The sequence below is a fragment of the Bacillus sp. RC251 genome, assembly GCF_044908765.1.
Lineage (GTDB): Bacteria > Bacillota > Bacilli > Bacillales > Bacillaceae_G > Bacillus_A > Bacillus_A wiedmannii.
Window position 1 is genome coordinate 469,801 of record NZ_JBIYDP010000001.1, and the last position, 12,547, is coordinate 482,347.

Consider the following 12,547-nt stretch of genomic DNA (forward strand, 5'->3'; position numbering starts at 1 on the left):
ATGAAAGCCGTCTTATATATATGCCATGGAAGTCGTTTGAAAGCAGCTAAAGAAGAAGCGGTTGCATTTATTACGTCATGCATGAACCGTGTAGAGGCAAGTATTCAAGAAGTTTGTTTTTTAGAGTTAGCGAGCCCAACGATTAATGAAGGGTTCCGTACATGTGTGAAGCGTGGTGCTACAGAGATTATTGTTATTCCAGTTTTTTTATTAGCGGCAGGTCATGTGAAAAAAGATATACCGTTTGAATTGGAAAAGTTAAATAATCAATTTTCGAATGTTAAAGTGACCTACGGTAACCCGTTTGGTGTATCAGAAACACTTGTGAAATCGGTGTATAGTGGAAGTGGCATTGAACAGGAAGATAAGAATGAAGTGACGCTACTTCTCGTAGCAAGAGGGAGTAGTGATCCTGAAGTATTAAGAGATATAAACTGGATTGCTTCTTTATTTCAACATGAAGAGAAAATTAAAAAAGTAGAGGTTTGTTATTTAGCGGCTGCCGAGCCGAAATTTGAGGAGAAGTTAAAGGAAGTTGTTGAACGAAAAGAAAAGAATATCGTTGTACTGCCTTACTTATTATTTACAGGTTTACTTATGAAACATATTGAAAAAGAAGTGCGCCAATATGAGTTGGATGAGATAAAAATAAGTCCGTATTTAGGAAAGAATGAAGCATTTCAATATATGTTAATTCAGAAAACGAAGAAATTATTGAAGGGAGATCAATATGTATCCACTTACAGTGCGAGTTGAGAAGAAACGTGTTGTTGTCATTGGTGGAGGAAAAGTCGCGGGATTCAAAATTATTCCTTTACTAAAACAAGGTGCGGATATAGTTGTGATAAGTCCTGAATTGGATGCGAATTTAGTGAAACTAGTGGAAGAAAAGCAAATTCGTTGGTATCAAAGGGAGTATGAAAAAAGTGATATTCAAGGTGCTTTTTTAGTTGTTGCAGCGAGTAGTGATGCCTTATTAAATGAACAAATTGCTGAAGATAGCGCAGAAAATCAATTAGTAAATGTTATTACGAACCCGGAAAGTGGCAATGTTCATTTTCCGGCGGCGATTCATCGTGGATTATTGAATGTAGCTGTTTCTACCGGAGGAGCGAGTCCGAAACTTGCAAAAAAAATTCGTGATGATATCGCAAATAAATATGATGAGGCGTATGGATCGTATCTTGATTTTTTATACGAAGTTAGAATAAAAGTGAAAGAATTACAATTAGAGAAAAGAGAGAGAAATATATTGTTGCAAGAAGTATTAAAGTCGATATATGTTCAAAATGAACAAAAAAGAGAATTGTTTTTACAAGAATTAGAGAGAAGAGTTCATATAGGATAATGAGTAAATTGTACTTTACAACTATAAAAATATAATTTATAATCACAAGTAACTTCAATAAATGAAATCGATGAGCAAGAAGAGTATGTATATTTGATACGTTCAGAGAGCTGGGGGAAGGTGTGAGCCCGGTACGATAAAATATACAGAATGGGCTTGCGAGAGGTATGTTGAACATTGTAGTAGGCAACCCGGGTTCCGCCGTTAAAAGGATAGAGTATCGGAATTTTCCTGTACTTGAACAAGTGGGATTTATCAATCCAATTGAGGTGGTACCACGGTATTTACATTACATATATCGTCCTCTACATGCATATTTGCGTGTAGGGGACTTTTTTATTTTCTAAAGGAGGTGTGCGAGTATGAAATGAAAGTGTATAATTAACAAAAGTTTAAATATTCAGAAAAGGAGAATTTATGATGAAAGAAACACAGCAATGGACGTCGAAAATAGGCTTTGTACTCGCAGCAGCCGGAGCCGCAGTAGGTCTTGGTGCCATATGGAAATTTCCGTATGTTGCAGGTAATGGTGGGGGAGGCGCATTCTTCCTTGTATTTTTACTATTAACTGTATTTATAGGTATGCCGCTTCTTTTAGCTGAATTTGTTATTGGACGTAGTACTCAAAAAGAGGCAGTTACAGCGTATAAAGTATTGGTGCCAAATAGCAAGTTATATCCTTGGATTGGTCGCATGGGAGTTGTTACTTGTTTTAGTGTACTCTCTTTTTATAGTGTTGTAGGTGGATGGATTTTACTGTACTTATACTATAGTGTTACAGGTAGCTTCTGGAATGGTGTTGTTGATTATGGAAAATTATTTGGTGAAACGATTTCAAATCCAGTAAGTGCGATTGGAGCGCAATTTATCTTTATGCTTTGTACTATTTTTGTAGTAAGTAAAGGTGTAGAGAAGGGAATAGAAAAGGCAAGTAAGTATATGATGCCGCTATTATTTATTTTGTTTATTGCAATCATTATTCGTGCGTTAACACTAGATGGTGCTTTTGCTGGGGTAGAGTTCTTCTTAAAACCAGATTTTTCAAAGCTGACAGCAGATACGATTTTATACGCGATGGGACAATCGTTCTTCTCACTAACAGTAGGTGCCTCAGTAATGGTCACGTATAGTTCGTACTTGAAGAAAGAAGAACATTTAGCTAAATCAGCAACATCTATTGTAAGTTTAACTGTTTTTATTACAGTACTTGCAGGATTAGCAATTTTCCCGGCGATTTTCGCATTAGGCGTTAAGCCGACTGAAGGACCAGGACTACTGTTTATCGTCCTTCCAGCAGTATTTGCGAAAATACCATTTGGACAATTTTTCTTCATTATGTTTTTAGTTTTATTTTTCTTTGCAACTTTAACATCTGCGATTTCCATGCTTGAAATTGTAGTAGCATCTGTTGCGAAAGATAATGAGAAAAAGCGTCCGTCAGCATCATTATTAATTGGTATTCTTATTTTTGCAGTTGGAATCCCGTCAGCATTATCGTTTGGAATTATGAGTGATGTGAAAATATTTGGTAAGACATTTTTTGATTTCGTCGATTTTTCGGTAAGTAATGTATTACTGCCGCTCGGAGTACTAGCCATTTCGCTATTCGTACCAAATAAAATGAGTAAAGAAATGTTAATGAAAGAATTAGAAGTTACGGAAACGAAAGGGAAAACATTATTTAATATTTGGTTCTTCTTGCTTCGTTATGTTATTCCAGTAACGGTAATTATTGTATTTTTAAATGCGATAGGCGTATTTAAAATGTTTGCATAATAAAAAGACGGAGATTTCTCCGTCTTTTTATTATGTTGTAGGTATATTCACTAAACGATTATACGCTTTATAGGCTGTGACGACTGCAATGAATGATCCGATTAAAAATAATGCTGAGCCGCCAAATGTAAATAACCGGCCAATGTAAGTTTCTCTAGCTTCTTCTATTTTCTGTTGTAATTGTGTATTCATATGATTCACCTCGTAAAATATAGGCATTTAGTTGTAGTCTATGTGGAATGCCTATAGTGTGTGAAGTGGAAATAAAAAAACTCGGTATGCACCGAGTTTTTTTATAATCCGATATAAGGAGATGGATCCACTGCGTTTGTCTTGCCGACATTCCATTCTCCAAGGTGAAGTTCGAAGTGTAAATGCTGCCCGTATGATTGTCCAGTATTTCCCATGAATCCAAGTTGAGTGCCTTGTTTTACAGTTTGTCCATTTGATACAGAACGGCTACTCATATGAGCATATACTGTCGTATATGTTTTTCCGTTTATACGGTGAGATAAGTATACAACGTTTCCGTAACTAGATGATAATTCTGAGCGAATAACAACACCATCAGCAGCGGCAATAATTGGAACGGTTCCTGAGGCTGCGATATCGATTCCTTTATGGTTATCTATAGAGCGCACGCCAAACCCAGAAGTTTTTGATCCAGCTGCTGGCTTAATAAACCCACCAATATTTGTATCGTGTGGTGTTGGAGCTGCTTGAGCTGCTTGAGCTGCTTGAGCAGATGTAGTAGCTTGTTTACGAGCTTCTTCCGCCTTGCGAGCTTCTTCAGCTTTACGAGCCTCTTCGGCACGTTTTTCTTCTTCAATTGCTTTTTGAACAGCTTGACGCTGATTTTCTAAAATGCCTTTAGATTCTTCTAATCCTTCAATCTCTGAATCTACTTTTGCTACTTTCGTATGTAGATCGCTAATAAATGTTTGCTGCTGTTGTTGGTTATTTTGTAATTCTTGCTGTTTTTGTTCTAATTTTTGCTCGGATTCTTTCAGTTGTTGCTCTTTTTTCTCAACAGTCTCTTTTTCTTTCGTCACAGCATTTTGGTCAGTTGTTTGCTTTTTAACAATATCTGTATCATTGTTTAAAATTAAACTTACAGAGTACATATTATCAACAAGATCAGCAATGTTTGTAGAATTTGTTAATACCTCTGTAATGATGTTTGTACGAGGTTTTTCTTGCATAGATTGTAAACGTTGTTTAATAACTTCCTGACGCGTATCTATGTTTGTTTGTAATTGCTCTATATGTTTCTTTTTTTCAGTAATTATTTGTTGTGTTTTACTAATTTCTTTTTTTGTATCGTTTAATTCAGCTTCGTTTTTATTAATAGAAGTAGTTAAGTCATCAATTTTCTTTTGTAATTCTTGAATTTCTTTTTCTATTTGTTCTTTCTCAGCTGATTTATTTTGTAAGTCATTTTGTTTTCCTTCTAATTCAGATTGAATATTAGATAATTTATCTTGATTCGTTTCAGCGTATACGGGTGAAAGTAACGGAGAAACAAAAAGTGTTCCTGCTGCTAAAACACTAAACGCTGCAAATTTCTTTTTCATGGTTGTCTGGCTCCTTTCCCTATGAATGTTATATATCATAAGAAGAAGAGTGTCTATCGTTGTAACCATAATGTAAAGAAAATTTTATAAAGTTGCTAAGTTTTGTCGGAATTTATCATTTTTTAACGGTAATTGTCATGGTAGATGCACTTTTTGTTCGTGTAAGAAGGATGTATTTTTTTGGGTTTTTATGTAAAATAAAGGGAATAATGCATTTGTTTTATATAGTGAAATATTAGATAGGAATCCAATAAAACACTGATAAGGAATCGTTCTCATGTGAGGTTTTCTGACATGGGCTTTGTTTTTGTCAAGAAAATTATTTGTGTTCGGGCAAACTTATTTTGTTGTCAGATTTAAAATTTTGATTTATGATTTTTAACAGGGACAAAATGTAGTGAATTGTCGAATAATATGTAATACTCTTAATTTCAAGTTTTATAGAGATAGAATGAGAGATAGAGTGACACATCGAAGAGGGGGTTACAACAAATATGAAAAGAATAGGACTTGCATGGCAAATATTAATAGGACTTGCGCTTGGTATTGCAGTTGGAGCGATTTTCTTTGATAATCCAGCGGTTGTGAAATATTTACAACCAATTGGTGATATTTTCATCCGATTAATTAAAATGATCGTTGTACCAATTGTTGTAGCAAGTATTGTTGTTGGGGTTGCTGGTGTTGGTGATGTAAAAAAACTGGGCCGACTAGGCGGGAAAACAATTCTTTATTTTGAAATTATTACAACAATTGCAATTATTGTCGGTCTATTAATTGCGAATATTTTCCAACCAGGAAAAGGCGTAAATATGGATCAGTTAACGAAGACAGATATTTCGAAATATACACATACGACAGAGCAAGTGCAAAGTCATTCATTTGCAGATACATTTGTAAATATTGTTCCAACGAACATTATGAAGTCATTAGCTGACGGAGATATGCTTGCGATTATCTTCTTCTCTGTATTATTTGGTTTAGGTGTAGCAGCAATTGGTGAAAGAGGAAGACCGGTTCTTCAATTTTTCCAAGGTGTAGCTGATGCAATGTTTTATGTAACAAACCAAGTTATGAAATTTGCACCATTTGGTGTGTTTGCACTAATTGGTGTTACAGTTTCTACATTCGGTCTAGCTTCATTAATTCCATTAGGGAAATTACTAATTGTCGTATATGGAGCAATGATCTTCTTCGTCGTAGTTGTCTTAGGACTTACAGCGAAAATATTTGGAATTAACATTTTCCAATTCTTTAGGATTTTAAAAGACGAGCTGATCTTAGCATATTCTACAGCGAGTTCAGAAACAGTTTTACCGAAAATCATGGAGAAAATGGAGAAATTCGGTTGTCCGAAAGCAATTACGTCTTTCGTTATTCCGACAGGTTATTCATTTAACTTAGATGGATCAACTTTATATCAAGCAATTGCGGCTATTTTCCTAGCACAAATGTACGGTATTGATTTATCTATTACACAACAAATTACATTATTACTTGTATTAATGGTTACATCAAAAGGTATCGCAGGTGTACCAGGCGTATCATTCGTTGTATTATTAGCGACACTTGGTACAGTAGGTATTCCACCTGAAGGTTTAGCATTCATCGCTGGTATTGACCGTATTTTAGATATGGCTCGTACAGCAGTTAACGTTGTAGGTAACTCTTTAGCAGCTGTAGTTATGTCTAAGTGGGAAGGTCAGTATGACGCTGAAAAAGGACAAGCTTATTTGAAAGAAATTTCTAATAAGCAAGCAGCTTAATTATAATTTGAACAAGCTCTCACATAATATGTGGGGGCTTTTCTATATAGAAGGGAAGCGGACGTAATGAAACGTAAATATGGTGACGGTTCTTCGTGGAAGCGACTAATAGAGAAGGATTATACGGTTAAGCAAGTAGAAGAAGGAATGCTAGGAATATTAGACATAAAAAAGGTAAGAGAACCTAGTTGTAAAGAATATGATGGTAAAAAACTTTGTATCGCAGGGAATCAATATACGTGGATTCAATATTTTATAGACGGGAAAAACTTTGCGATTACAGCTATGTTAGATGATCAGAAAAAATTAGTGCAATATTATATCGATGTGGCGAAAGAATATAAAATTGATGACCGTGGTTTACCGTATTTTGATGATTTATATTTAGATGTAGTGTTATTACCGAACGGTAAGATGTATGTACTAGATGAAGATGAGCTAGAGGACGCCTATAAAAGTGGCGATGTTACAAAAGAAGAGTACGAGTTAGCTTGGTACACTACGAAATGGATAATAGATGCAATAAAAAATAGTGAATTTTATTGGATTTCAATATTGGAAGAAGAAATCAAAAAGTTAAAATGATTGTTGTATTCAAATTTTTGTATAATTACCAAAAAAATCTATACAAAAAATAATTGACTTTTGTTTTGTAAGCGAGTAAAGTTAGGGAAGAAATTATTATTAAAAAATAAATATGAAACCTTCTTATAAAGAGAGGCGGAGGGACTGGCCCTACGATGCCTCGGCAGCGGACTCGATTTCAGAGTGCTGTGCCAAATCCAGCAAGCATGTGCTTGAAAGATGAGAAGAGCGTTCCTTATAGATGTATAAGACCTCTTCTCATTGGAAGAGGTCTTTTGTTATTCATTAGAAAAAGGTTGAAACTAGGGAGAGATGGTACTTTGAAAGAAACGAGAGGAAATGGTTTGGCTTTATTACCACTTGGGATATTTTTGGCGCTATTTATTGGTTCTGGAATTATTACAGGTGATTTCTATAAATTGCCGATACTTGTAGCAATTTCAATTGCTGTAGGAGTCGCTTTAGCAATGAATCGTAAAGAAAGTTTTAATGTAAAAGTAGAACGATTTGCTAAAGGTGCAGGGAACCCGGATATTATGATTATGGTTCTGATTTTTGTACTTGCAGGAGCATTTTCTGAAACAGCAAAAGGGATGGGCGGCGTTGATTCTACAGTTAATTTAGCGTTATCCATTTTACCGCAAGGATTTATCGTAGCTGGAATTTTTGTTATAGGGGCATTTATTTCATTAGCGATGGGAACTTCAATGGGAACAATTGCTGCATTAGCACCAATAGCTGTAGGTATTAGTGGGCAAACTGATATCTCTATTGCACTTACGATGGCTACTGTTGTTGGTGGGGCGATGTTTGGGGATAATTTATCATTTATTTCAGATACAACAATCGCAGCTGTACGTTCACAAGGAACAGAAATGAAAGATAAGTTTAAAACGAACTTTTTAATTGTATTACCAGCAGCTATTATTACAATTGTACTATTAGTAATCGTTACTTTAGGAAGTGACACGCAGATTAAAGCGCATAGCTTTGACTGGATAAAGATTTTACCGTATGCAGGAGTACTTATTACAGCATTGCTTGGTTGGAATGTACTTATTGTGTTAACTGGTGGAACTGTACTATCCGGCGTTATAGGTCTTTTAGATGGGAGTTACACGTTAGAGAGTTTCTTTAAAAGTGTAACGACTGGAATGGGCGGTATGATGGAGTTAGTATTACTTGCTATTTTAATTGGTGGTATGGTCGAACTGATTCAATATAATGGTGGTATTCAATATTTAATGAATATTTTAACTCGTAACATTCGTTCGAAAAAAGGAGCAGAGTTCGGTATCGCTGGCTTAGTGAGCATGACGAATATGTGTACAGCGAATAATACGATTTCTATTATTTTTACAGGTCCACTTGCGAAAAATATTGCAGATCAATATGAAATTGATCCTCGTAAATCAGCGAGTGTATTAGATCTTTTCTCATGTTGTGTGCAAGGGTTAATTCCGTATGGTGCGCAAATGTTAACGGCAGCAGGATTTGCGGCGTTATCTCCGATTGAATTGTTACCATATGCGTTTTATCCGATTTTAGTTGGAGTATGTGGAATTATTTCTATATTAATTGGTTTCCCGAGGTTTTCTAAAGTAGCGGGAAAGAAAGAGTATCACAAAACAGCATAATTTAAAATGAAGTTTATGAATAGTAATGAAAGCCGTACAGAGAATGTTCTCTGTACGGCTTTTTATGTGCGATAAAAGAGTGAATCATCCTATCCTACCGCATATTTTTACAAAAGGCTGAATGCAACTCAGTCTTAAGTCTGAGTCGAAAACGGTTCTTAAGCTCGTTATGGAAAAGTGAAAAAATAGTTAAGATAAGAGTATCAAATCGAAGGGAGGCAAGCACAAGATGAAACAATTTCTAGCGTTTATCGCGGCTGGTATTTTAGCTTTAATTGCTCTTGGTAGTCTTGCTGGTATTATAGGATTCGCAATTGGAGCAGGAGTTGTGTACTGGAGCTATAAATCATTTGTGCGAGCACAATCATTTTTTGGAAAGTTAGCTTGGGGTATTGTTGGTTTGATCGGCTTGTCCATCGCCCTTTCTCATTCCCCAGCATTAATTGGTATCGCAGCATTAGTAGTTTTATACTACGGATACCGTGAGTGGAAAAAAGAAAAAAATGTAGTTGTTGATTCTGCACCAGAAAGTTCTAAACCATATAGCAACTTTGAAGATGAGTGGAACAAGTTAATGAAAAACTAATAAAAAACTAAATCAAATTTATAAAGTAGAAGAGAGGAAGATTATAATGAAACAATCTTTATTCGGACGTGTACGCGATGCAATTTTAGCAGATTTTCATAATGTGTTAGATGAGAAAGAAAGAAAAAATCCAATCGCGATGTTAAACCAATATTTACGCGATAGTGAGCGTGAAATAACAAAAATTGAGAAGTTAATTGAGCGCCACAAAACATTAAAATCTAATTTCGCTCGTGAGCTTGAGCAAGCACGTTATTTCGTTAATAAAAGATCAAAGCAAGCGATCGTCGCTCAAGAAGCAGGCGAATTACAGCTACATGAGCGTGCGTTAGAAGAAGTAGCGTATTATGAAGGGCAAGTAACTCGATTAGAAGAAATGTATGCAGGTGTTGTAGAGCAAATTGATGAGTTAGAGCGTCGTCTTTCAGAAATGAAAAATAAATTAAAAGAAATGAACGCAAAGCGTATGGAATTAATGGCACGTGAAAATATGGCGCATGCAAATCGTCGTATGAATACAGCGATGCATAAAATGGATGAAAATAATCCGTTCTTACGCTTTGAAGAAATTGAAGATCATATTCGCGACTTAGAATCTCGTATAAATGAGGAGCATGAACGTGACACATTTGATATGAAGATTGCAAAGCTTGAGCGTGAAATGAAAGAGAAGAATGATGTATCGTTAACGAAAGAGTTAACAAAATAATAGTAGTATATTATAAAACAGGCTTATGATATAGTGATAGGAGAAAAGGTGTTGGAAAGCAATGCCTTTTCTTCTATGTATATGTAACAAGAAGGGGGGAGCTGAAATGAAGAAACAATTTTCAAAAACACAATTAATGGGGATGCTCCTCATCATATTTGGATTCGGTCTTTTTCTTGATATGATACTTGGACATTTTGAACCAGGTGGTCTCATTTTTGCATTTATTATGCTTATGTTTGGAAGGCATTATCGTAAGAAGAATCGTTATGTAAGGGGAAATGTCTTTTTATTTGTTGGTGGTATCGTATTTTTATTCTTCTTATTTTCATCAGCAGCATTTGTTCTTGTCGTCTTTGCTTGTTTAGCTTTAATTGGTTATCAATTGATTCAACAAGGACATCAGAAAAAAGCAATGAAGGTTGAAATTAAAGAAAAAGGATATATAGATGAAGAGAAGCAAATTTATCGTACAGAACCATATTTAAAAAACATGTTTGTAGGTAATGTGCGAATGATGGATCATATTTATGAACTTGAGGATATTAATGTTCAATATGGTGCTTGTGATGTGGAAATAGATTTAACAACTGCTATGATTCCAGAAGGAGAAACGGTAATTGTTATCCGAGGTATCGTTGGTAATATTCGTTTATACGTGCCATATGATATTGAGCTGTCTTTAAATCATTCTGTTATTGTCGGACGTGTGCTCCTGCCAGGACATGAAGAGACAGGATTTAATCGTAATGTTACATTTAGAACAGAGCAGTATAAAGAAGCTCCTCGTCGTATTAAAATTATTTCTTCGCTTATCGTAGGCGATACGGAAGTGAGGAAAGTATAATGAAGAAACAAAAAAATATTTCGTGGATGTATATTCGTTATTCTATGTTGTCTTCTGTTAGTATCGCACTCATTTGTACAATTGTATATGTATGGAAAAGCGAGCAACAAGTGTATGATTTATTATGGAAGGAATCCATCGCTTCTGTTCCAATTGGCTTGTTTATTATGACTACAAGTTTACTTATCGGGGGAATTGTAGGGTATGCAATCGGTTACTATATAGAGCAGCGTATACAAGGATTAAATACTTTTCTATTTGAAGTGGAGCGAGGGAATTTTCCGAGCGATGTTTCGTTTACTGCAGATGATGAATTTCATGAAGTAGAACGAAAAGTAATCGGTCTTGCTCGTCGATTAGAGGAGCAAGCTGGACTCTTTCAAAAAGTAACGAATGAACGAGCTCATTGGAATGAAGAGATGAGACAAGAAGCGATATCCCAAGAAAGGCATCGATTGGCGAGGGAGCTGCATGATTCTGTAAGTCAGCAGCTTTTTGCAATGTCGATGATGATGTCGGCTATTAATGAACAAGTAGCTGAAATTCCAGAAACGACAAACAAGCAGTTGCAGCTCGTTGAAAATATGGTTGTAAATGCGCAATCAGAAATGAGAGCATTGCTTCTTCATTTACGTCCTGTACAATTAGAAGGTAAGAAACTGACACAAGGCATAGAGGAATTATTGACGGAATTATCGCGAAAGCAACATATGAAAATTGAATGGCTAATCGAGCCAATAGAATTGAAAAAAGGTGTAGAAGATCATTTATTTCGTATTGTGCAAGAAGCTTTATCCAATACTTTACGACATGCGAAAGCGAAGAAAACGGAAGTACGTCTTCGGAAAATTGATCAATATGCAATTCTAAAAATTATTGATGATGGCGTTGGATTTGAAGTCGGAGTGAATAAGGCTGGTTCATATGGTTTAAGATCAATGCAAGAGCGTGTTCATGAAATTGGTGGGACATTAAAAGTACTTAGTTTCCCCGCTAAAGGGACGCAAATAGAAGTAAAAGTACCGATTATGATTGAGAGAGGGGGAGAATCATGATAAAAGTGTTACTTGTCGATGATCATGAAATGGTTCGAATGGGTGTATCAGCATATTTATCAACGCAGCCAGATATCGAAGTAGTTGGAGAAGCTGAAAATGGAAGAAAAGGTTCAGAGTTAGCACTGCAATTAAGACCAGATATTATTTTGATGGACCTTGTCATGGATGAGATGGATGGGGTTGAAGCAACACGTACTATTATTCAGGAATGGCCAGAAGCGAAAATTGTAGTTGTAACGAGCTTTTTAGATGATGAGAAATTGTACCCTGTTATTGAGGCTGGAGCGACAAGTTATTTATTAAAAACATCAAGAGCGAGTGATATAGCAGACGCTGTACGAGCTACTTATGATGGAGAAACGGTATTAGAGCCAAAAGTTACTGGTAAAATGATGTCTCGTATGCGTCAGAAGAAAGAACAACCTTTGCATGAGGAGTTAACAGAAAGAGAGTCTGAAATTTTGTTATTAATTGCAGAGGGGAAAAGTAATCAAGAGATTGCAGATGAATTGTTTATTGCCCTCAAAACAGTAAAGACACATGTGAGTAATATTTTAAATAAGCTAAATGTAAGTGACCGAACACAGGCAGTTATTTATGCGTTTAGACATCAATTGACGAAATGATAAAGTGAAACTTTAATCAGTGGGGGGGATCTCCG

The 12,547-nt window shown here is 35.6% G+C and carries 13 protein-coding genes, 1 riboswitch and 1 other annotated feature; of the genes, 11 read left to right on the forward strand and 2 right to left on the reverse strand.

The window, feature by feature from the left end:
• The 3 genes from ABH961_RS02505 (at position 1) to ABH961_RS02515 (ending at position 3,124) form a co-directional block, all read left to right on the forward strand.
• Positions 1–756, forward strand: coding sequence for a sirohydrochlorin chelatase (locus tag ABH961_RS02505; protein WP_098077897.1), 756 nt, complete (start codon positions 1–3; stop codon positions 754–756).
• Positions 731–1,348 (forward strand): NAD(P)-binding protein, encoded by a 618-nt coding sequence (locus ABH961_RS02510; RefSeq protein WP_098077900.1) that lies wholly within the window; start codon positions 731–733, stop codon positions 1,346–1,348. The genes ABH961_RS02505 and ABH961_RS02510 overlap by 26 nt, the downstream gene beginning before the upstream one ends.
• 61 nt (positions 1,349–1,409) lie before the next feature.
• Positions 1,410–1,657: a binding site (T-box leader), on the forward strand.
• 111 nt (positions 1,658–1,768) lie between these two features.
• Positions 1,769–3,124: a sodium-dependent transporter gene (locus ABH961_RS02515; RefSeq protein WP_000665462.1), complete on the forward strand. Its 1,356-nt coding sequence runs from the start codon at positions 1,769–1,771 to the stop codon at positions 3,122–3,124.
• A gap of 30 nt (positions 3,125–3,154) precedes the next feature.
• On the opposite strand, the gene ABH961_RS02520 is transcribed toward ABH961_RS02515, so the two are convergent.
• Both ABH961_RS02520 and ABH961_RS02525 read right to left on the reverse strand, forming a co-directional pair.
• Entirely contained in the window at positions 3,155–3,316 is a 162-nt protein-coding gene (locus ABH961_RS02520) for a hypothetical protein (RefSeq protein ID WP_176519563.1), read from the reverse strand.
• Between the two features lie 101 nt (positions 3,317–3,417).
• Positions 3,418–4,698 carry a murein hydrolase activator EnvC family protein gene (locus ABH961_RS02525; protein WP_098077902.1) on the reverse strand — a complete coding sequence of 427 codons (1,281 nt, stop codon included), beginning with the start codon at positions 4,696–4,698 and terminating at the stop codon, positions 3,418–3,420.
• Positions 4,699–5,192: 494 nt separating this feature from the next.
• Here ABH961_RS02525 and gltP point away from each other — a divergent pair, with 494 nt between their 5' ends.
• The 8 genes from gltP (at position 5,193) to ABH961_RS02565 (ending at position 12,512) form a co-directional block, all read left to right on the forward strand.
• A complete protein-coding gene (gene gltP / locus ABH961_RS02530; RefSeq protein ID WP_098077905.1) occupies positions 5,193–6,464 on the forward strand; it encodes a glutamate/aspartate:proton symporter GltP in 1,272 nt (423 codons plus the stop codon).
• 66 nt (positions 6,465–6,530) lie between these two features.
• Positions 6,531–7,049 carry a ribonuclease FAU-1 family protein gene (locus tag ABH961_RS02535; RefSeq protein WP_048544881.1) on the forward strand — a complete coding sequence of 173 codons (519 nt, stop codon included), beginning with the start codon at positions 6,531–6,533 and terminating at the stop codon, positions 7,047–7,049.
• Between the two features lie 120 nt (positions 7,050–7,169).
• Positions 7,170–7,275, forward strand: a riboswitch (SAM riboswitch).
• Between the two features lie 94 nt (positions 7,276–7,369).
• Complete coding sequence (locus ABH961_RS02540; protein WP_033659650.1) at positions 7,370–8,686, forward strand: Na+/H+ antiporter NhaC family protein; 1,317 nt, start codon at positions 7,370–7,372, stop codon at positions 8,684–8,686.
• Between the two features lie 229 nt (positions 8,687–8,915).
• A complete protein-coding gene (locus ABH961_RS02545) occupies positions 8,916–9,272 on the forward strand; it encodes a lmo0954 family membrane protein (RefSeq protein ID WP_000808634.1) in 357 nt (118 codons plus the stop codon).
• Positions 9,273–9,318: 46 nt separating this feature from the next.
• Entirely contained in the window at positions 9,319–9,981 is a 663-nt protein-coding gene (locus tag ABH961_RS02550) for a PspA/IM30 family protein (protein ID WP_048544879.1), read from the forward strand.
• A 106-nt stretch (positions 9,982–10,087) separates the two neighbouring features.
• A complete protein-coding gene (gene liaF, locus ABH961_RS02555; RefSeq protein WP_048544878.1) occupies positions 10,088–10,828 on the forward strand; it encodes a cell wall-active antibiotics response protein LiaF in 741 nt (246 codons plus the stop codon).
• The gene (locus ABH961_RS02560) at positions 10,828–11,883 is read left to right on the forward strand and encodes a sensor histidine kinase (protein ID WP_000744323.1); all 1,056 of its coding nucleotides are present in this window, start codon (positions 10,828–10,830) and stop codon (positions 11,881–11,883) included. The genes liaF and ABH961_RS02560 overlap by 1 nt, the downstream gene beginning before the upstream one ends.
• Positions 11,880–12,512, forward strand: a complete 633-nt coding sequence (locus tag ABH961_RS02565) for a response regulator (protein ID WP_048544876.1) — start codon at positions 11,880–11,882, stop codon at positions 12,510–12,512. The genes ABH961_RS02560 and ABH961_RS02565 overlap by 4 nt, the downstream gene beginning before the upstream one ends.
• The last annotated feature ends 35 nt before the right edge of the window (positions 12,513–12,547 follow it).